A 19,328-nucleotide genomic window follows, 5' to 3' on the forward strand; every position below is an offset into this window, starting at 1 on the left:
GCTCCGGACCTAGGGACTTTGCGTTAATTTCGCTTTAAGGCTGTTCGCCGCGCACGAAAACTTGCCCAGCGCTCTGCCGTTAGCGCCGCGAGGCAGGCGAGCACGGTATAATCGATCGCCATCGGTCCAAGCGCCAGACTGAGCACCAGCAGGATTAGCGCCGTAACAGGCAGGTTCGGCACGATCGCGCGCCATCGATCATCGAGATCGGCGGCCGCGCAGATCGCGGCAGACAGCAGCAGCGCCGCGCACGGTATCCAACCGATATCCCCACGTCGCGACAGCAGCAGTAGCGATGCCCCCACCAGCGCGAAGGTGAAGCCGCTGCGCCATTCAGCGGCTTCGCCCGGATGCCAATCCGGATCGATCCGCCTTAGCGCCCGCTCCAGGACCAGCGCAGCAAGGGCTGCAGCGCCCACGCCTGCAACCGCACCGAGATATCCCGCGATGGTGCCCAGAAGGCCGACGGCGACCGGCAACCATCCCAGCGGCTTACGCCACCGTATCTGTTTCCTGACGAAGCCGAGAAGGCCGGACGCGATCGGGTGGGTAACGAAGCGGTCCAGCCAATGCGGCGCCTCATTCCGGCTAAGCGCCATGCGCTCAGTGCGCCGGGCGATCTCCTCCGAATCGACGCGGACGGGCGCTGGCACCTTGTCGTCGGTATCCACATGGATCCGCCGCGCGCCATCCTGAGCGAGCTGGCGCAACAGGGTCGAAACGATATCCCAGCCATCCGGCAGATCGGCACCGGCGGAAACCCCGCGCCGACCGCACACTGCGGCCCCTGCCCAGAAATGGTCTCGGTCGATCCGCTCCCAGCCACGCCCTTCGGTCACCAACACGGCCTTGTCGTATTGCAGAAGTTGCCCGAAGGCCTCCGGCGCGATCCATGCGTCCCCAGCGACGAGGACGAGGCGCGCTTCCGCCGGGAGGACGGCATCAAGTTCGCCCAGCGACCGATGAAAGGATGCGCCCAAACCCTTCGCCTTGATCCGGTCCACCAATCGGGCGGCCTCCGTCGCCGGCACGTCTCCGGTCAACAGGAACCGGCGCACACCGCTGCGTTCCAGCCCGAATATCAGATGATCGATCAATGAGCGCCCGAACATCGTAGCGCGCGCGTTCGCCTGATCCGCGACGAGCGACAGGATTGCGAATTTTTCCAATATCGGCCTCCGACCGCGGCTCTAGATGCCGCGCGGCTGCCTTGCAACGTGCGAGCGGCCCGAACGGGTCACCGTCTCAGCTTTCGATGGTATCACGAAGCTCGCGCAGCACGACGGGATCGCCAGGCGCACCCTCAGCCGCTTCCTCGGCGAGCCGCTGCACCTCACTGGCACCGAAACTGGCAGCGATGCCCTTCAGTCTGAGCGCAGCGTAAATCCAGTTGGCATCACAGCGGGCGCGGGACATCAGGTCGATCTGCCTCCGCGTACTCTCCTCGAAAGCGCGGCGCAGCTCACCCATCAAATCCGGGTCGTTGCCTGCTGCCTGGGACAGCGCGGCATCCAATGCTCCATTGTCATAGGACATAAGGATGATCCTAGACGCGGCAGGGTTAACTTTGCGTTTCGATGGCGAGAGACTATGATCGCCCCCGGTTTACGGGTGGGGCAAAAGCACATGCAAGTCGGCGAGCGTGACGAGTATTTCGCGGATCAGGAGGCGCAAGCTGCCCCGGCAACCGATTCGCAGCTGGCCCATCCAGAAGAACAGTGGGTGGACGAACCGGAGATTGAACGCTCGACATCGATCGTACCGATCCTGCTGATCGTGCTCTCAGTTGCGTGGACCGGATTTTTTCTGTTCGCCCATTGGCCCGAGCTAACCAACCTGCCCGCCCCGGCCCGTGTCGGTGAGCTGATCACGGGCTGGACAGTGCCGCTGCTGTTGATCGGCCTGATCTGGCTTCTCGTGCTGCGCACCAGCCATCGTGAGGCAAAGCGATTCGTAGATGTATCCACGGCGATGCATCGCTCGGGCAATGCGCTTCAAAACCGGGTTCAGGCGATCAACAATGAAATCAGCCTTGCGCGCGAGTTCCTTGCCGAACAAGCGCGCGAGCTCGACATGCTGGGCCGTACCCGGGCACGCGATATTCGCGAGGCGGCGGAGACGCTGCAATCGGCCTTTGGGGAAAGCGTTCGTCAGGCAGAAGCGCTCGACGCGGTCAGCAACAACGCCAATGGCAATCTGGAGCGCCTGCGCAATCATCTGCCCGTCGTCACCAGCACGGCCAAGGATGTCACGAACCAAATCGCGGCAGCCGGATCCGCCGCCCATCAGCAGGTGGAAGAATTGCTCCGCCGGTCTGCCGAGGTGGAGGAAGCAGGCGCGCGGCTTGGTGAGGCGATCGATATGCTGGCGCAGCGCTCCGAAGAAGCGCATGAGGCGATCGGCGAGCATGGCACGTCGAGCGAGCAGCGAATCGAATCCTTCCTGCAAACCGCGCAAGACGCCGGCAGCAATCTGAAAGCGGCCATGCAATCGGCCATCGCAGATATGCTCGCGAGCCTGGACGACAGCGCGGACCGGCAGCGGCGGCTCGCTATCGAGACAGCAGACAGCCTGCGCACACAGCTTGGGAAACTGGACGATGCGATCGTCGATGTCGGACAACGCGGCGGCGAGCAAGGCGATCGGATTTCACGGCTCGCAATGGAAATTGACGAAAGCGCAGACAAAGCACGCGCTAGGATCGCAGAGCTGGACAAGACCGGCAGCGATGCCACGGCGCGGATCGCTTTTGCGATCTCGGCGGCGCTGGAAAATAGCGATGCGCTGAGCAATCGCATCATGCAGAATGACGGCGCGCTGAGCGGCCTCGGCGACCACATGGAGCGGCTGAAAACGCTTCTGGATGGCGTCGTGCAGCAGAGCGAAAATGCGCTGCACCCGAGTGTCGAGCGGCTCAATCTGCGCATAGAAGAAACCCAGCAAAGCGCGCAGGACCTTTCGGGAACCGTAGACGGTATCGATGGCACGAGCCGCGAGCTTGCAGAGAGGACGGCTGCATTTGGTTCGCTTCTGGCCGAGCACCGCCAGGAAATCGAACAGCTGCTTGCAGACAGCGGCGCAGCCTTTGCCGAGCGGCGCGCAGACGGCGAAGCTCTGGAACGCGCGCTGATGGAGGCGCGCGGCGCTCTGCAACGTCTGGCCGAAGATGTCGAAACGCGGCTTTCCCAATCGGTCGAGCAGGTTCGCGATCGCTCGATCGAAGCGGCGGACCATGCGCGCAGCGCGCTTGATGGTGTTGTTGAGCAGTCCGCCGAAACCCTACGTCTGCGGACCGGCGAAACGCTGTCTGCGGCGGTAGAAGAGGAAATGGCGGACGGCGCAGCGCAGTGGGACGCGTTGGTCCGCGCCGCTCTGGAGCGATCGGACGAGACGACCCAGCTTTTACAGACGCGACTGGCCAAGCTGGAACTGATGACATCGAACCTGGAGGTGCGGCTGGAGCGGGCGCATGAGCAGTTCGACGGTATCGATGACGATGCCTTTGCACGGCGCATGCTGCTGCTGACCGAATCGCTCAATTCGACCTCCATCGACGTGGCCAAATTGCTTTCGAACGAAGTGACCGACACGGCCTGGGCGGCTTATCTAAAGGGCGATCGCGGCGTGTTCACCCGGCGCGCGGTGCGCCTGCTGGACGCAGGCGAAGTGCGCGTAGTCGCCCAGCATTATGAGGAAGATGCCGAATTCCGCGGCCAGGTGAACCGCTACATTCACGATTTCGAGAGCATCATGCGCAGCCTCATGAGCACGCGCGACGGCAGCGCCATCAGCGTGACTCTGCTAAGCTCCGATGTCGGCAAGCTTTATGTGGCGCTGGCGCAGGCGATTGAACGGCTGCGTACCTGAAGCCCTATCAGCCCTCACGCAGCGGGGCGAAGAAGTCCATGTCCTTCGCCTCGATCCACCCGTACACATAATTCAGGTAAAACAGACCGAACAACAGTCCGGCCACCACGGTTGTGCGCAGGATGATCTTCCAGGCAGAGGCATTGGCGGGTGCGCTATCCGCCTGTCCGGGCACCTTTTCATGCCCCAGTTCGTCATGCGTGCGCAGCCCGAACGGCAGCACCACGAACAGGGTCAGGCACCAGAACAGAACATAAATTGCAATGACCGAGGTCAGTTGCATGGCGTGTTCAGGCCTCCACCACCAGGACGTCGACGATCGGCTTCTTGCCGGTCCACTCGCGCGCCGTGCGGCGCACGGCAAGGCGAACATTCTCGCGAAGCTTCTCGATATCGCCGTCAAACTTCTTCGTCGCCTTGCGCGCGGCGTCGATAGCATCGTCGAAAAACTCGTCGCGTTCGTCCTCGATCGGCACACCCTGCGTCTGCATCACCGGATCGCCGGCAATGTTGCCGCCGGCGTCGATCGCCACCGCGACCGAAATCTGGCCGTTGTTCGAAATACGGCGACGCTCGTTCATGGTCGCGCCGTCCGCGGCGATGATGATATCACCATCGACGATCAAACGCCCTGCCCGCTCACGACCGATGATCTTCGGCTCGCCCGGAGCAAGGCGGACGACATCGCCGTTTTTCTGCACCACCGCGCGCGGAATGCCGTGGGCCAGACCGAGACGCGCCTGTTCCTTCATGTGGCGCATCTCGCCATGCACCGGCATCAGGATGTCGGGGCGGATCCAGTCATACATGGACTTCAGCTCGGGGCGACCGGGATGGCCGGAGACATGGATATCCGCCTGCCGCTCGGTCACCATCGTCACGTCCATCTCGGCCAGCTTGTTCTGGATGATACCGATCGCAATTTCGTTGCCGGGGATCTGCTTGGAGGAGAACAGGACGACGTCTCCGGTCTCCAGCGAAAGCTTGTGGTTTCCTTCTGCCACGCGGGCCAAGGCTGCACGGGGGTCGCCCTGCCCGCCGGTGGCCACGATCAGCACCTTGCTCCGCGGCAGCTGCATCGCCTCATCGAAGCGAACGACTTCAGGAAAGTTCTTCAGATAGCCGGTCGCCTTCGCGTTTTCGATCATCCGGTCCAGCGATCGCCCCGCGACACACAGTTCGCGGCCCGTGGCCTTGGCAACTTCGCCGAGCGTTTGGAGCCGGGCAAGATTGGAGGCGAAAGTCGTCACCATGATGCGCGTGTCGATCGCGCGGCATGCTTCCATCAACGATTCTCGGACCATCGCTTCCGAACCGGATGCGCTTTCGTTGAATACATTGGTGGAATCGCAAACGAGCGCAAGAACGCCCTCATCGCCGATCGCCGTCAATTCCTCGGCAGTGGACGGCGTGCCGATCTGCGGCTCCTCGTCGATTTTCCAGTCGCCGGTGTGGAAAATATTGCCATAAGGCGTCTCGATCAGCAGCGCATTGCCTTCCGCGATGCTGTGGGCGAGCGGGACATAGCGGATGCCAAAATCGCCCAGCTGAAACTGGCCGTCATCTTCGATGACATTAAGCTCAATGTCCTTTTCCAGCCCATGCTCGCGCAGTTTGTAACCGATCAGGCCCGCGGTGAACTTGGTAGCGTAAAGCGGCACACCCAGTTCTTCGGCGAGCCACGGAATGGCACCGATATGATCCTCATGACCGTGGGTCAGCACGATACCGAGCAGATCGTCCGCATTGCGTTCGATAAATTCCAGGTCGGGCAGAACAAGGTCGGTGCCGGGATAGTAAGGATCGGAAAAGCTGATCCCGAGATCGACCATGATCCACTTGCCGTTACAACCGTAAAGGTTGACGTTCATGCCAATCTCGCCCGAGCCACCCAGGGCCAGGAAGAGAAGTTCTTTTTTCGGTTTCATAATGTGCTTTCAGCGCGGGCGGCGATCAGCGCCAGCCCCTTTAATGTAAGGTCCGGTTCGACGGCGTCGAACAGGTCGGTATGCTTGTCGAAGAGCTGGGCAAGGCCACCGGTCGCGATGACGCGCGCCGGGCGGCCGATTTCTGTCCGCATTCGCTGGACGATCCCTTCCATCATGGAAACATAGCCCCAATAGACGCCGATATGCATCTGGTCTTCGGTATTACGCCCGATCACGCTGTCCGTGGCGGGCGCTTCGATCGCTATATTGGGTAGCTTGGCCGCCGCCGCAACCAAGGCGTCGAGCGAAAGGTTGATGCCCGGCGCGATGATGCCGCCCTTATAGGCACCGGTATAATCGATATGATCGAACGTGGTGGCCGTGCCGAAGTCGATGACAATCAGATCGCCGTCATGCGCTGCATGGGCGGCAACTGCGTTAACCGCGCGATCCGCGCCCAATGAGCGCGGCTCCTCCACATCAACGACAAGACCGTAATCCGCAGCCCCGCGCCCAGCCACCAGAGCCTCGCACCCCAGATATTTGTCGGCCAGAAGCGTCAGGTTGTGAAGCGCGCGCGGCACGACGGTGGAAACGATGACGGCGTCGATGCTTGACGGATCGATTCCCGCCAGCTCCATCAGCTGCCGCAACCAAACGGCATATTCGTCCGCCGTGCGACGCGGATCCGTGGCGATGCGCCAGCGCGCCTTGACCTCGCCCGCTTTCATTGCGGCAAAGACGATATTGGTATTACCGGCATCGATGGCGAGCAGCATGGCCTTCAGCTCCGTTCCCTGACGATCTCAACATCGGCTGCCCGAATTTCCCGCAAGCTGCCGTCAGCCAATTCCAACAACAGAGCGCCGTCGGCGGCAAGGCCCCCGAAGCGTCCGACAAGTTTTTCCTCCGGCCCGAGCGATACCGATAGTTCTGCGCCGCGCGGATGGGCGCGCGATTCCCATTCCTGCAATATGGCTGGGAGCCGGTCAGCTCGCCAGCGTTCCAGCATCGCGGCGAACGCAGAGGCCAGCTCAGGCATCAGGGCGGCGGGCTCGGCGACCGTTCCAACGTCCGCGAAGCTGGCAGTCTTACGGCCGGGAATGTCCGGCGCATGGGCAAGGTTTACACCCATGCCAAGGACCACCACATCGCCCTCCCGCTCCAAGAGGATGCCGGTGCATTTGCCTCCGTCCAGCAGAAGGTCATTCGGCCATTTCAGTTGAAGAGCGCGCTCTCCGGCAAGCGGCAGCAGCACCTTATGTGCAGCAACCGCTGCGACAAAGGCGAGGCTGGGCGCTGGCGGATCATCTGGACGCAGCGGGATGAGCGTGCTGGCATAAAGGTTGCCGACGGGGCTCTGCCAGTTCCGTCCAAGCCGACCGCGGCCGCCGCTCTGCCGATCGGCGCGCAGCCAGTAGCCTTCTTCCGCACCCGAACGGGCCATTGCCGCCACGTCGTCATTGGTCGACGTGGTGCTGGAAACGCTGTCGATGCGCGAGATCAGAACAGGGCCGAAGAGGCGTTGCTGGCAAAGGTGCCAAGCCACGGAATCGCGAAATACCCCACAGGCGACACGAGCAGCGCGAGCACCGCCCCGGTCCATGCCAGAGCACGGCTATCACCGCGCGCAAGCTCGCCCGTCGCGTCATCGAAATACATCAGCTTCACGATCTTGATGTAATAGAACGCGCCGATCACCGAGGCGGCGATGCCGATCACCGCGAGCGGCAGCAAACCGGCTGCGATAGCCGCGTTGAACACGACGACCTTGCCCCAGAAGCCGAACAGCGGAGGAATACCGGCGAGCGAGAACATGAAAATCGCCAGCGCAAAGGCAAGGCCCTTATTGGTTTGCGACAGGCCCGCAATGTCCTTCAGCTCCTCCCGCGGCGAACCATCGGGCCCACGAAGCTGCATAATGCAGACAAAGCTACCCAGCGTCATCGCCACATAAATCGTGAGATAGACGAGCACGGCGGAAACACCCTCCGCGGTTCCCGCGGCCAGGCCGATGAGCATGAAGCCGATATTGTTGATCGAGCTGTAGGCCAGCAGCCGCTTCAGATTGGTCTGCCCGATCGCCGCGACGGCACCGAGGATGATCGAGGCGAGCGCCACGAAAATGATGATCTGCTGCCAGGCGAGCGTCTGCGCCCCGAATGCATCGACTGCGACACGGACGGTGAGCGCGGTTGCCGCTACTTTAGGGGCGCTGGCGAAAAAGGCGGTGACGGGCGTCGGCGCGCCCTCATAGACGTCGGGCGTCCACATGTGGAACGGCACGGCGCTGATCTTGAAAGCGAGGCCTGCCAGCACGAACACGATGCCGAACAACGCGCCCGTTTCCATTCCGCCGTCCAACGAGGCGAAAACTGCAGCGAAGCTGGTCGATCCGGTGAAGCCGTACACCAGCGACATACCGAACAGCAGAATGCCGCTGGCAAGAGCGCCGAGTACGAAATATTTGAGGCCTGCCTCGGCCGAACGCTCGTCCGTGCGCAGGAAGCTGGCGAGCACATAGGCAGCAAGGCTGTTGAGCTCCAGTCCGATATAGAGCGTCAGGAAGTCCGTGGCGGAAACCATCATGCCCATGCCGACACAGGCGTAAATCACCAGCACCGGATATTCGGCGCGCGCCAGCCCCTGACGGTCAAAGAATTTCGGCGCGATCATCAAGGAAATGGCCGCCGAGATATAGATCAGCACATGCGCGAAATCGGAGAACTGATCGCCGCTGTAGAGTCCGCCGAAAGCATCGCCGGTGAAACCGAGCGCCGCGAAACCAGCGCCGACCAGCAGGGCAACCGCGGCAATGCTCGCGCCGCGCATGGCCTTCGCACCGGACCATGCCGACCACAACAGGAGGACCAGGCCACCAACGCTGAGAATGAGCTCCGGCAGCGTGATGAGGAGGGAACGACCGTAATCCATCAGTGCGCCTCCCCGGCGGCAGGTACTTCTTCGTGGGAAACTTCGCCCGCAACGCGGTAGCGCTGCGTCCACGGAGCATTTTCGATAATGTTGCTGTCACTCGCAGGCTTAGCGCTATCGAGGCGCTCGACCAGGACGGAGACGTCCTTACGGATCGGTGCCAGGAAGCTTTCCGGATATACACCCATCCAGAGAGCCACGCCGGCGAGCGGTGCCAACAGCCACAGTTCGCGCTTGTCGACATCGCTCATCGCGGCAGCGTCCGCGTTGATCTGATCACCGAACGCGACCCGGCGATAGAGGTACAACATGTAAGCCGCGCCTAGGATAATACCGGTGGTGCAGATCAGGGCAGCCCAGGTCGATGCCTGATAGGTACCGGCGAGCGCCAGGAATTCTCCGACGAAGCCGCTGGTGCCCGGCAGGCCGATCGAGGCCATCGTGAACAGCAGGAAGAATACCGAGTAGGTTGGCATGTTGATCGCAAGCCCACCGTAGCGGCTGATTTCACGGGTGTGCAGGCGATCGTAGATCACACCAACGCACAGGAACAGCGCGCCCGAGACGATACCGTGGCTCAGCATCAGTACGATCGAGCCTTCAAGGCCCTGCTGGTTGAAAGCAAACAGGCCAACGGTGACGATCGCCATATGCGCAACCGAACTGTAGGCGATCAGCTTCTTCATGTCCTGCTGCACCAGCGCAATCAGCGAAGTGTAGACAACGGCCACCATGGACAACCCGAAGACCAGCCACATCAACTCGGCCGACGCCTGGGGGAACATAGGCAACGAGAAGCGGAGCATACCGTATCCGCCCAGCTTCAGCAGCACACCGGCCAGGATGACAGAGCCGGCGGTTGGCGCCTGAACGTGCGCGTCGGGCAACCATGTATGGACCGGCCACATCGGCATCTTGACCGCAAAACTGGCGAAGAAGGCAAGCCAGAGCCAGGTCTGCGCCTGAACCGGGAAGTCCGTCACCATCAGCTCGGGGATCATCGCCGTGCCTGCCTGCTGTACCATCCAAAGGATCGCAATCAGCATCAGCACCGAGCCGAGAAGCGTATATAGGAAGAACTTGTATGCCGCGTAAATTCGATCTGCACCGCCCCAGATACCGATGATCAGATACATCGGGATGAGGCCCGCTTCGAAGAAAATGTAAAACAGGAAGATGTCCTGTGCGGCGAATACGCCGATGATCAGCGTTTCCATGAACAGGAACGCCGCCATATATTCCGGCACCCGCTTGGCGATCGCGTTCCAGCTGGCGCCGATACAGATCGGCATCAGAAAGACGGTAAGCACGATCAGCATCAGTGCGATGCCATCGATCCCCAGCGCCCAGGAGAACGGCCCGAATAGATCGGCACGCTCGACAAACTGCCACTGCGCGCCCGCGGGATCGTAGAGCGCCCAGAGGATGATGCCGATGACGAAGTTCAGCAGCGTCGCACCCAGTGCAATCGCACGTGCACCGCTGGCGCCGACAAACAGGCAGACAATCGCCGCGACGAACGGAATCGCAAGAAGCAGCGAGAGAATGGGAAAACCGATATCGCTCATGTCAGCGCACCATCACCCAGGTGACGAGGCCGACGAGGCCGAGCAGCATCACCAGCGCGTAAGAATAAAGATAGCCCGACTGGAAGCGGACCGCGAAACCCGAGCCCGACCGCACAAGCGTGGCAATCCCGTCCGGACCAAACCGGTCGATCAGACCCTTGTCGCCGCCCTTCCAGAAAATCCGCCCGAGCCAGAATGAAGGCCGCACGAAGATCAGGTTGTAGAGCTCATCAAAATACCATTTGTTGAGCAGGAAACGGTAGAGCGGGCGCAGATTGTCAGCGAACGCCTTGGGCGCGTCGCTTTCGCGCAGGTACATCAGCGCGGCGGTGATCAAACCGATCAGCATGGCCACGGTCGAGCCGAATTTAACCCAAAGCGGCACTTCGTGCATCGCGTGCATCAGATGTTCGTTGAACGCGAGGCTGCCCTTCCAGAATTCACCCGCCGTTTCCGGCTCGACGAAGAAGTTGTGGAACAGGAAGCCGGCAAAAACCGCGCCAAAAGAAAGGATGATCAGCGGCAACAGCATGACCCACGGGCTCTCGTGCGGATGATAGCCCGCGGTGCCCGGCGGAAGATCTTCCGCATCCGCGCCACGCGGATCGGGCGCGTAACCGGAATCTTCCTGCGCCGGAGGATTATCGGCATCCGGTTCCTCATGCGCATGGGTGGCATGCTCGGCGTCGTCATGATGTCCGTGCATGGCATGGCGAATATGCTCGCTGTCGGCCCAGCGGGGTTTACCCCAGAAGGTGAGGAACATCAGGCGCCAGCTGTAGAAGCTGGTGAGGAGCGCGGCGGCCACACCCATGAACCAGGCATAGCCGGAATATGGCCCCGTCGCGGCGTAAGCCACTTCGATGATCGCATCCTTGGAATAAAAGCCTGCAAAACCGCCGAGACCCAAAATACCCACGCCCGTAATGGCGAGCGTGCCGGCCATCATGCCCCAGAAGGTAATCGGGATTTTCTTCCGCAGGCCGCCATAGAAGCGCATGTCCTGCTCATGATGCATGGAGTGGATCACGCTGCCCGCGCCCAGGAACAATAGTGCCTTGAAGATTGCGTGCGTGAACAGGTGGAACATCGCCGCGCCATAGGCACCCACACCGACGGCGAAGAACATATAGCCGAGCTGCGAGCAGGTGGAATACGCGATCACGCGCTTGATGTCGGTCTGCACCAGCGCAACCGTGGCGGCGAACATCGCGGTAGTTGCCCCGATGATCGTGATGAAGTTCAGCGCAAACTGGCTGGTTTCGAACAGCGGCGACAGACGGCAGACCATGAAGACCCCCGCAGTAACCATCGTGGCGGCATGGATCAGCGCAGAAACCGGCGTTGGGCCTTCCATCGCGTCCGGAAGCCATGTGTGCAGGCCGAGCTGGGCTGATTTGCCCATCGCACCAATGAAAAGAAGGATGCAGAGCAGGCTCATCGTATCGACGCGCAATCCGGCAAAACCGATGCTGGAGCCTGCCTGTGCGGGGGCGGCCGCAAGGATTTCCGGAATTGAAACGGTGCCGAACACCAGGAACACTCCGAAGATACCCATCATGAAGCCGAGATCGCCAACGCGGTTGACCACGAAGGCCTTGATCGCGGCTGCATTGGCGCTCGGCTTGCGGAACCAGAACCCGATGAGGAGATAGGAGGCAAGGCCCACCCCTTCCCAACCGAAGAACATCTGGACGAGGTTATCGGCGGTCACCAGCATGAGCATGGCGAAGGTGAAGAGCGAGAGATAAGCGAAGAAACGCGGTTGATCCGGATCCTCGTCCATATATCCCCAGCTGTAGAGATGAACGAGCGCCGAGACGCTGGTGATCACAACCAGCATCACCGCGGTCAGCGTGTCGACGCGCAAGGCCCAATCGAAATCAAACCCGTCCGAGCGGACCCAGGTCATGACCGGCGCGACATAAGCTTCGCCCGCGCCTGACAGAAAACCGGTGAAAATCACCCAGCTCAACGCGCAGGAAACAAACAGCGCGCCCGTGGTGAGCAATTTGGCCGGCACATTACCGATCGCGCGGTTCGAAAGGCCCGCAACGATCGCCGCAAGCAGCGGCAGAAGAACGATGATCTGGATCACGGCGCCCGTCAGCCCTTCATCCGGTTGACGTCATCGACCGCGATGGTGCCGCGGCCACGGAAATAGATAACCAGAATGGCCAACCCGATAGCCGCCTCGCCCGCGGCGACGGTCAGTACGAACATGGCGAAAATCTGGCCGGTCAGGTCCTGCAAGGCGCTCGAGAAGGCCACCAGGTTGATGTTCACTGCAAGCAGGATCAGTTCGATAGCCATGAGAATGATGATCACATTCTTCCGGTTCAGAAAGATTCCGAGCACGCCCATCACGAACAGGATCGAGCTGACGACGAGATAATGTTCGATGCCGATCACAGTTCGACCCCCTGCCCCACTTCGGGGTTCAGATTTCGGACCGCTTCGCCAGGACGGCGGCGGACCTGCTTCTTAATGTTCTGCGGGCGGGTGCCGCGGCGCTGGCGGTGCGTCAAAACGATCGCGCCGATCATGGCGACCAGCAGGATGAGGCCCGCAGCTTCGAAAAGGAAGATATATTTGGTGTAGAGCAGCGCACCGATCGCCTCAATGTTCGAAACGCTCATATCGATGGGCGCGCTCGTTTCCGTGCCGAGTTTGATCGCACCGGCACGAAACGCTTCCAGCCCCAGCACCAGCTCAATCGCGAGAAACGCGGCGAGGATGATGCCAAAAAACAGATATTTGGCAAAACCTGCGCGCAATTCCGCGAAATCGATGTCCAGCATCATCACCACGAACAGGAACAGCACCGCAACCGCGCCGACATAGACGATGACGAGCAACATCGCGATGAACTCAGCGCCCGCAAGCACCATCAGCCCCGCCGCGTTGAAAAAGGCGAGGATGAGCCACAGTACGCTATGCACCGGATTTTTCGCGAAAATCGTGAACGCCCCGGAAAGGAGCACGATTGTCGCAAACAGATAAAAGGCGAGTGTCTGGATCAAGAGCTTCGATGGTCCCCTGTGTCGTCAGCCCTCACACCCTACGAGGTGCCTGTCGGATATATCGGCTTCGCAACGCTCAGCCCTGACGGATCTGGATCGGTTTGTTCTGTTATTGAATCGTTATGGCCGCGGCTTAGCGATAGGGCGCATCGGCGGCAAGGTTCGCGGCAATCGCGCGCTCCCATTTATCGCCATTTTCGAGAAGCTTCGATTTGTCGTAGATCAGCTCCTCGCGCGTTTCCGTCGAATATTCAAAGTTCGGCCCCTCGACGATGGCATCTACCGGGCAGGCTTCCTGACAAAAACCGCAATAGATGCACTTCGTCATGTCGATATCGTAGCGCGTGGTGCGACGGCTTCCATCGTCGCGCGGCTCGGCCTCGATCGTAATCGCCTGGGCCGGGCACACCGCCTCGCACAGCTTGCACGCGATGCAGCGCTCTTCCCCATTGGGATAACGGCGCAGCGCATGCTCACCGCGGAAGCGCGGGGAGAGCGGGTTCTTCTCATACGGATAGTTGATCGTCGCCTTGGGCTTGAAGAAATATTTCAGAGTCAGCCAATGCGCCTTCACGAACTCCGAAAGAGTGTAGGCTTTGACGGTATCAGCGAAGCTCATGAGAGCACTCCGTAGCGGGTAATCATCAGATAGCCGGAGACCAGGAACACCCAGAACAGGCTGATCGGGAGGAACACTTTCCAGCCCAGACGCATCAGCTGGTCATAGCGATAACGCGGGACGGTGGCCTTTACCCAGCTGAACATGAAGAAGAAAACGAGGATTTTCAGGAAGAACCAGATGATGCCGGGCACGTAGTAAAGCGGAGCCCAATCGATCGGCGGCAGCCATCCGCCCCAGAACAGCAGCGCGTTGAGCGCGCACATCAGGATGACATTGGCATATTCGCCCAGCCAGAACAGCGCGAACGCCATCGAGCTATATTCGGTCTGGTAACCGGCGACGAGCTCCGACTCTGCCTCGGTCAAGTCGAACGGCGCGCGTGCCGTTTCCGCAAGCGAGGAGATGAAGAACAGGACTGCAATCGGAAAGAGCAGCGGGTTCAGGCCGTTGAAGCTGATGATCCCCAGGATCGTGCCGCGCTGTGCATCGATGATGCCGCCGAGGTTCGACGTACCGGCCCAGAGAATGACGCTGATCAGGATGAAGCCGATGGAGACTTCGTAGCTGATCATCTGCGCGGCGGCGCGCATCGCCGAGAAAAACGGATATTTGGAATTGGACGCCCAGCCCGAAATCACGACGCCGTAAACGCCGAGCGAACTGATCGCGAGAACGTAGAGCAGGCCGACATTGATGTCCGCCAGCACCATGCCCGGTCCGAACGGAATCACCGCCCAGGCAAGAAGCGCCACCGTAAAGGTGATGATCGGTGCGATCAGGAAGAGCCCGCGGTTCGCCGCAGACGGAATAATGGTCTCCTGCAGGAAGACCTTCAGGCCATCGGCAAAGCTCTGCAACAGGCCGAAAGGTCCCACCACATTGGGACCCTTGCGCAGCGCCATCGCCGCCCAGATCTTGCGATCGGCGTAAATGATCAGCGCGACCGCCAGCATCAGCGGCAGCGCGATGAGCAAGATGCCAGCAATGGTCGCTATGAACCACGCCCAGGCGGGGTCCATGCCCCAGGAAATAAATTGCGCGGTCATGGACGGTCTCCCCGCTCAAAAAGCCAGATGTCCAGACGCCAGATGATCGCCGCACCAATGAACGGCGGTATCGCCGCATTAAACGCTCCGACTACTCCAGCAACCAATACCCCAGGCTCTCCCGTCCGACTGCCGACGAACAAGGTTAAAGATAGGGTGGCAATCGAAACAACGACAGCGACCACGAACAGGATTTTCGCGGCGCTCCGCATCAAGCCAGGATATCTCATTCCGCGGCCTCCAGCATGTCGATGCCGTGAACCAGTTCGGCCGAACAGCGGTTCATCGTCTCGCTCGCGCGGCAGATGGCGTTGGTCAGATAATAATCACGGATCGGATAAGACACCGTACCGCTCGCCTTGTCGGCGAGCTTAGGCGGCGACCAATCATAAGCGACCAGCCCTTCTTCGGCCAGCGCGGGAACGTCAATGTACATCGCGGCGCGCAGGCCGTCGAAATCGTCGAACGGCAGGGTGTGGCCCAGCACGTCGGAGAGGGCGCGGAAAATCGCCCAATCCTCGCGCGCGTCGCCCGGCGCGAACACTGCCTTCGCGCTGCGCTGAACGCGGCCCTCGATATTGACATAGGTGCCGGCCTTTTCCGGATAGGCCGCCGCCGGCAGAATGACGTCCGCCGCGTGCGCGCCCGCATCGCCATGATGACCGACATAGACCTTGAACGTGCCGTCGAATTTCGAAAAATCGACCTCGTCCGCCCCCAAGAAGAATGCGAGCTTCGGCTTCGCGCCGACAATATCGCCGATGCCTCCAGCCTGCGCGTAACCAAGCAGAAGTCCACCCATACGCGCGGCAGCCGTGTGCAAGACGTTGAAGCCGTTCCAGCCATCGCGAACAATTTTGTGATCGCTCGCCAGCTTAAGCGCGGCACCATGGGCACCTTCGCTGCCGAGCGCGGCGGGCCCCACGATGATGACGGGCTTCTCGGCATTTTTCAATGCGTCAACCAGCGCATCGGGCAAGTTGCCAAGCCCGCCCAGATCTTCGCCAAGCCACTCGGCCTTATACGTCAGGTTCGTCTCGGGGCCGAAGGCATAGACCTTCGCGCCGCGCTTGATCGCCTTGCGGATGCGCGTGTTGACCAGCGGCGCTTCGTGGCGCGGATTGCTGCCGATGAGCAGCACCAGATCGGCATGCTCCAGATCGGCGAGCGGCGTGTTGAAACGCACCGCGTCATAGCTGGTGACGTCATAATCGAGGCCGGTCTGGCGCCCTTCGAGATGATCGGAGCCCAGCGCCTTCACCAGCGCCTTGGCTGCGTACATCGTCTCGCAATCGACCAAATCACCGGCAATCGCCGCGACGGAGGAACCGGCGTTTACATCGGCAATCGCCTGAAACGCTTCCTTCCAGCTAGCCGCCTGCAACTTTCCGTCACGGCGCACATAAGGTTTGTCGAGACGGCGATGCATCAGGCCATCGATGACGTAGCGCGCCTTGTCGGTCGCCCACTCCTCGTTCACATCGTCGTTCACGCGCGGAAGTACGCGCAGAACTTCGCGCCCGCGCGCATCAAAACGGATGTTCGTGCCCACCGCGTCCATCACATCGATGCCGAGCGTCTTTTTCAGCTCCCAAGGCCGCGCCTCGAAAGCATAGGGCTTGGACGTGAGCGCGCCGACTGGGCACAGATCGACCACATTGCCCGAAAGCTCGCTGTTTACCGCCTCTTCCAGATAAGAGGTGATCTGCATGTTCTCGCCGCGGCCGATCGCACCGATTTCCTCGACGCCGGCAACTTCCTCGGCAAAACGGACGCAGCGCGTGCAGTGAATGCAGCGGGTCATGATCGTTTTCACGATCGGACCCATATACTTCTCGGTCACGGCGCGCTTGTTCAGCTCATAGCGGCTCTTGCCCTTGCCATATGCCATGGCCTGATCCTGCAGATCGCACTCGCCGCCCTGATCGCAGATCGGGCAGTCAAGCGGATGGTTGATCAGCAAGAATTCCATCACGCCCTCGCGAGCATGCTTCACCATTTCGCTGTCGGTGCGAATTTCCTGGCCCTCAGTAGCGGGCAGCGCGCAACTCGCCTGCGGCTTCGGCGGTCCGGGCTTCACTTCAACCAGGCACATGCGGCAATTGCCGGCGATCGACAGCCGTTCATGATAACAGAAGCGCGGGATCTCCTTGCCGGCCAACTCACAGGCCTGCAACACGGTCGCGCCGTCCGGAACCTCGAGTTCCTGTCCGTCTACGGTGACCTTTGGCATTATTCCGCTGCCTCCATCATCGGCGCGCGGCCGTTCTTCTCTTCGATCCGCCGCTCTATTTCCGGGCGGAAGTGGCGGATGAGGCCCTGGATCGGCCAGGCGGCCGCATCACCAAGGGCGCAGATGGTGTGCCCTTCGATCTGCTTCGTCACCTGCTGCAACATGTCGATGTCCGCGATGTCGGCATCGCCGGTGCGTAGCTTTTCCATCACGCGCCACATCCAGCCCGTGCCTTCGCGGCAGGGCGTGCACTGGCCGCAGCTTTCATGCTTGTAGAAGTAGCTAATCCGGCTGATCGCCTGGACGATATCGGTCGAGCGGTCCATCACGATGACCGCTGCCGTACCGAGGCCGGAGCCAACTTCCTTCAGCCCGTCGAAGTCCATCGGGGCGTCCATGATCTGTTCGGCTGGCACAAGTGGAACAGACGAGCCGCCCGGGATCACCGCGAGCAGATTGTCCCACCCGCCGCGCACGCCGCCGCAATGCTTTTCGATCAGGTCGCGGAAGGGGATGCTCATCGCTTCCTCAACCACGCAGGGGCGCTCGACATGGCCGCTGATCTGATAGAGCTTGGTGCCGTGATTGTTCTCGCGGCCGAAGCTGCTGAACCAGCTTGCCCCGCGCCGCAGGATGGTCGGGACCACCGCAATGCTCTCGACATTGTTCACCGTCGTTGGGCAACCGTAAAGGCCCGCGCCCGCCGGGAAAGGCGGCTTCAGGCGCGGCTGGCCCTTCTTGCCTTCCAGGCTCTCGATCATCGCGGTTTCTTCGCCGCAGATATAGGCGCCCGCACCGCGGTGCAGGTAAACGTCGAAGTCGTAGCCGGATTTCGCCGCGTTTTTGCCAAGCAGGCCGGCGTCATAGGCCTGCTGAATGGCGGCCTCCATCACTTCAGCCTCGCGGATATACTCGCCGCGGATATAGATATAAGCCGCACGCGCGCGCATCGCGAAACCGGCGACCAGCGCGCCTTCGATCAGCTTATGCGGATCGTGCCGCAGAATCTCGCGATCCTTGCAGCTGCCGGGTTCGGATTCGTCGGCATTAATGACGAGGAAGCTTGGGCGACCGTCTTTCGATTCCTTCGGCATGAAGGACCATTTGAGGCCCGTCGGGAACCCCGCGCCGCCGCGGCCGCGCAGGCCCGACGCCTTCATCTCCTCGATGATCTTGTCCTGACCACGTGCGATCAGCGCCTTGGTATCGTCCCAGTCGCCGCGCGCCTGCGCCGCCTGCAGGCCCCAGTCCTGGAAGCCGTAGACGTTGGTGAAAATCCGATCCTTGTCGGCGAGAAAGTCGAAACTCATGCCCCGCCTCCCATGGCGAAATACAGGCCCGCGGCAATCGCGATGGCAATGACAATACCGAACGTCTTCACAACGCCCTTCAGCAACTTAAGGGCGATGAACAGGACGATCAGTCCGATAATGATCGGGACGACCAGCTCCATCACCATTCGCCCCGATAATCGTGATTTTCATCAACCATAGCCTTCAGCGTTGTCGGCCCGCCTACAGGTTCTGACGTGTGACGTCCCTCGATCTGCGTACCGGTTTTCGGACTTTCGCCATTTGCCAACGCATCGAGGATCTGCACGGTCTTATCGTAATCAAGATCTTCGTAATTATCGTCGTTGATCTGCACCATCGGCGCGGTGGCGCAATTGCCCATGCACTCCACCTCGGTCAACGTGAACATGCCGTCGGGGGTCGTCTTGCCCTTCACCATGCCCTTGTTCTTGCAAGCGGCCATGACGTCGTCCGAACCGCGCAGCATGCAGGGCGTGGTGCCGCAGACCTGCACGTGGTAGCGGCCGACCGGCTCCAGATTGTACATGGTGTAAAAGGTCGCGACCTCATAGGCGCGGATGTACGGCATATCGAGCTGCGCTGCGACATATTCGATCACCGGAACCGGCAGCCATCCCTGCGTTTGCGTTTGCGCACCGATCTGGCGCTGCGCGAGATCGAGCAGCGGCATGACAGCACTGCGCTGACGCCCTTCGGGATAGCGAGCGATATACATCTTTGCCTTTTCCGCATTTTCCGCGGTCCAGGCAAAATCCGCGAAAGGCCGCTCGTCGGCAGCTGTTGGCTCCGCGATC

Annotated in this window: 18 protein-coding genes; 1 reads left to right on the forward strand and 17 read right to left on the reverse strand. The window is 61.0% G+C overall.

What is annotated here, in order from left to right; translation table 11 throughout:
• Positions 1–23: 23 nt before the first annotated feature.
• Both H7X45_RS03905 and H7X45_RS03910 read right to left on the reverse strand, forming a co-directional pair.
• Complete coding sequence (locus tag H7X45_RS03905; RefSeq protein WP_187336245.1) at positions 24–1,169, reverse strand: hypothetical protein; 1,146 nt, start codon at positions 1,167–1,169, stop codon at positions 24–26.
• Between the two features lie 76 nt (positions 1,170–1,245).
• Positions 1,246–1,536 carry an Hpt domain-containing protein gene (locus tag H7X45_RS03910; RefSeq protein ID WP_187336246.1) on the reverse strand — a complete coding sequence of 97 codons (291 nt, stop codon included), beginning with the start codon at positions 1,534–1,536 and terminating at the stop codon, positions 1,246–1,248.
• A gap of 54 nt (positions 1,537–1,590) precedes the next feature.
• Here H7X45_RS03910 and H7X45_RS03915 point away from each other — a divergent pair, with 54 nt between their 5' ends.
• Positions 1,591–3,867 carry a coiled-coil domain-containing protein gene (locus H7X45_RS03915; RefSeq protein WP_187336247.1) on the forward strand — a complete coding sequence of 759 codons (2,277 nt, stop codon included), beginning with the start codon at positions 1,591–1,593 and terminating at the stop codon, positions 3,865–3,867.
• Between the two features lie 7 nt (positions 3,868–3,874).
• Here H7X45_RS03915 and H7X45_RS03920 read toward each other — a convergent pair whose 3' ends face one another.
• The 15 genes from H7X45_RS03920 to H7X45_RS03990 all read right to left on the reverse strand — a co-directional run bounded on the left by H7X45_RS03920 (position 3,875) and on the right by H7X45_RS03990 (position 19,327).
• Positions 3,875–4,150 (reverse strand): DUF1467 family protein, encoded by a 276-nt coding sequence (locus H7X45_RS03920; RefSeq protein ID WP_187336248.1) that lies wholly within the window; start codon positions 4,148–4,150, stop codon positions 3,875–3,877.
• 7 nt (positions 4,151–4,157) lie between these two features.
• Positions 4,158–5,795: a ribonuclease J gene (locus H7X45_RS03925; protein ID WP_187336249.1), complete on the reverse strand. Its 1,638-nt coding sequence runs from the start codon at positions 5,793–5,795 to the stop codon at positions 4,158–4,160.
• Entirely contained in the window at positions 5,792–6,574 is a 783-nt protein-coding gene (locus H7X45_RS03930) for a type III pantothenate kinase (RefSeq protein ID WP_187336250.1), read from the reverse strand. Before H7X45_RS03930 ends, H7X45_RS03925 begins: the two co-directional genes overlap by 4 nt.
• 5 nt (positions 6,575–6,579) lie before the next feature.
• Positions 6,580–7,344: a biotin--[acetyl-CoA-carboxylase] ligase gene (locus H7X45_RS03935; RefSeq protein ID WP_246449652.1), complete on the reverse strand. Its 765-nt coding sequence runs from the start codon at positions 7,342–7,344 to the stop codon at positions 6,580–6,582.
• Positions 7,299–8,729, reverse strand: a complete 1,431-nt coding sequence (gene nuoN / locus H7X45_RS03940) for an NADH-quinone oxidoreductase subunit NuoN (RefSeq protein WP_187336252.1) — start codon at positions 8,727–8,729, stop codon at positions 7,299–7,301. Before nuoN ends, H7X45_RS03935 begins: the two co-directional genes overlap by 46 nt.
• Complete coding sequence (locus H7X45_RS03945) at positions 8,729–10,297, reverse strand: NADH-quinone oxidoreductase subunit M (protein ID WP_187336253.1); 1,569 nt, start codon at positions 10,295–10,297, stop codon at positions 8,729–8,731. The genes nuoN and H7X45_RS03945 overlap by 1 nt, the downstream gene beginning before the upstream one ends.
• A gap of 1 nt (position 10,298) precedes the next feature.
• A complete protein-coding gene (nuoL, locus tag H7X45_RS03950; RefSeq protein WP_187336254.1) occupies positions 10,299–12,395 on the reverse strand; it encodes an NADH-quinone oxidoreductase subunit L in 2,097 nt (698 codons plus the stop codon).
• Positions 12,396–12,403: 8 nt separating this feature from the next.
• On the reverse strand, positions 12,404–12,709 hold the full coding sequence (nuoK, locus tag H7X45_RS03955; RefSeq protein ID WP_022672406.1) for an NADH-quinone oxidoreductase subunit NuoK: 306 nt from the start codon (positions 12,707–12,709) through the stop codon (positions 12,404–12,406).
• On the reverse strand, positions 12,706–13,320 hold the full coding sequence (locus H7X45_RS03960; protein ID WP_187336255.1) for an NADH-quinone oxidoreductase subunit J: 615 nt from the start codon (positions 13,318–13,320) through the stop codon (positions 12,706–12,708). The genes nuoK and H7X45_RS03960 overlap by 4 nt, the downstream gene beginning before the upstream one ends.
• Positions 13,321–13,453: 133 nt before the next feature.
• Positions 13,454–13,939: an NADH-quinone oxidoreductase subunit NuoI gene (gene nuoI, locus H7X45_RS03965; RefSeq protein WP_187336256.1), complete on the reverse strand. Its 486-nt coding sequence runs from the start codon at positions 13,937–13,939 to the stop codon at positions 13,454–13,456.
• Positions 13,936–14,988 carry an NADH-quinone oxidoreductase subunit NuoH gene (gene nuoH / locus H7X45_RS03970; protein WP_187336257.1) on the reverse strand — a complete coding sequence of 351 codons (1,053 nt, stop codon included), beginning with the start codon at positions 14,986–14,988 and terminating at the stop codon, positions 13,936–13,938. The genes nuoI and nuoH overlap by 4 nt, the downstream gene beginning before the upstream one ends.
• Positions 14,989–15,214: 226 nt before the next feature.
• Complete coding sequence (nuoG, locus tag H7X45_RS03975) at positions 15,215–17,221, reverse strand: NADH-quinone oxidoreductase subunit NuoG (protein ID WP_187336258.1); 2,007 nt, start codon at positions 17,219–17,221, stop codon at positions 15,215–15,217.
• The gene (gene nuoF / locus H7X45_RS03980) at positions 17,221–18,531 is read right to left on the reverse strand and encodes an NADH-quinone oxidoreductase subunit NuoF (protein WP_187336259.1); all 1,311 of its coding nucleotides are present in this window, start codon (positions 18,529–18,531) and stop codon (positions 17,221–17,223) included. Before nuoF ends, nuoG begins: the two co-directional genes overlap by 1 nt.
• Positions 18,528–18,674, reverse strand: coding sequence for a hypothetical protein (locus tag H7X45_RS03985; RefSeq protein WP_187336260.1), 147 nt, complete (start codon positions 18,672–18,674; stop codon positions 18,528–18,530). The genes nuoF and H7X45_RS03985 overlap by 4 nt, the downstream gene beginning before the upstream one ends.
• On the reverse strand, positions 18,674–19,327 hold the full coding sequence (locus H7X45_RS03990; RefSeq protein WP_246449825.1) for a complex I 24 kDa subunit family protein: 654 nt from the start codon (positions 19,325–19,327) through the stop codon (positions 18,674–18,676). Before H7X45_RS03990 ends, H7X45_RS03985 begins: the two co-directional genes overlap by 1 nt.
• Between the last annotated feature and the right edge of the window lies 1 nt (position 19,328).

Source organism: Novosphingopyxis iocasae, from assembly GCF_014334095.1.
Lineage (GTDB): Bacteria > Pseudomonadota > Alphaproteobacteria > Sphingomonadales > Sphingomonadaceae > Novosphingopyxis > Novosphingopyxis iocasae.

Coding starts and splice junctions, on each gene's coding strand:
- H7X45_RS03910 (WP_187336246.1), bottom strand. CDS start 1,536: ATGTCCTATGACAATGGAGCATTGGATGCCGCGCTGTCCCAGGCAGCA.
- H7X45_RS03915 (WP_187336247.1), top strand. CDS start 1,591: ATGATCGCCCCCGGTTTACGGGTGGGGCAAAAGCACATGCAAGTCGGC.
- H7X45_RS03920 (WP_187336248.1), bottom strand. CDS start 4,150: ATGCAACTGACCTCGGTCATTGCAATTTATGTTCTGTTCTGGTGCCTG.
- H7X45_RS03925 (WP_187336249.1), bottom strand. CDS start 5,795: ATGAAACCGAAAAAAGAACTTCTCTTCCTGGCCCTGGGTGGCTCGGGC.
- H7X45_RS03930 (WP_187336250.1), bottom strand. CDS start 6,574: ATGCTGCTCGCCATCGATGCCGGTAATACCAATATCGTCTTTGCCGCA.
- nuoN (WP_187336252.1), bottom strand. CDS start 8,729: ATGGATTACGGTCGTTCCCTCCTCATCACGCTGCCGGAGCTCATTCTC.
- H7X45_RS03945 (WP_187336253.1), bottom strand. CDS start 10,297: ATGAGCGATATCGGTTTTCCCATTCTCTCGCTGCTTCTTGCGATTCCG.
- nuoI (WP_187336256.1), bottom strand. CDS start 13,939: ATGAGCTTCGCTGATACCGTCAAAGCCTACACTCTTTCGGAGTTCGTG.
- nuoH (WP_187336257.1), bottom strand. CDS start 14,988: ATGACCGCGCAATTTATTTCCTGGGGCATGGACCCCGCCTGGGCGTGG.
- nuoG (WP_187336258.1), bottom strand. CDS start 17,221: ATGCCAAAGGTCACCGTAGACGGACAGGAACTCGAGGTTCCGGACGGC.
- nuoF (WP_187336259.1), bottom strand. CDS start 18,531: ATGAGTTTCGACTTTCTCGCCGACAAGGATCGGATTTTCACCAACGTC.
- H7X45_RS03985 (WP_187336260.1), bottom strand. CDS start 18,674: ATGGAGCTGGTCGTCCCGATCATTATCGGACTGATCGTCCTGTTCATC.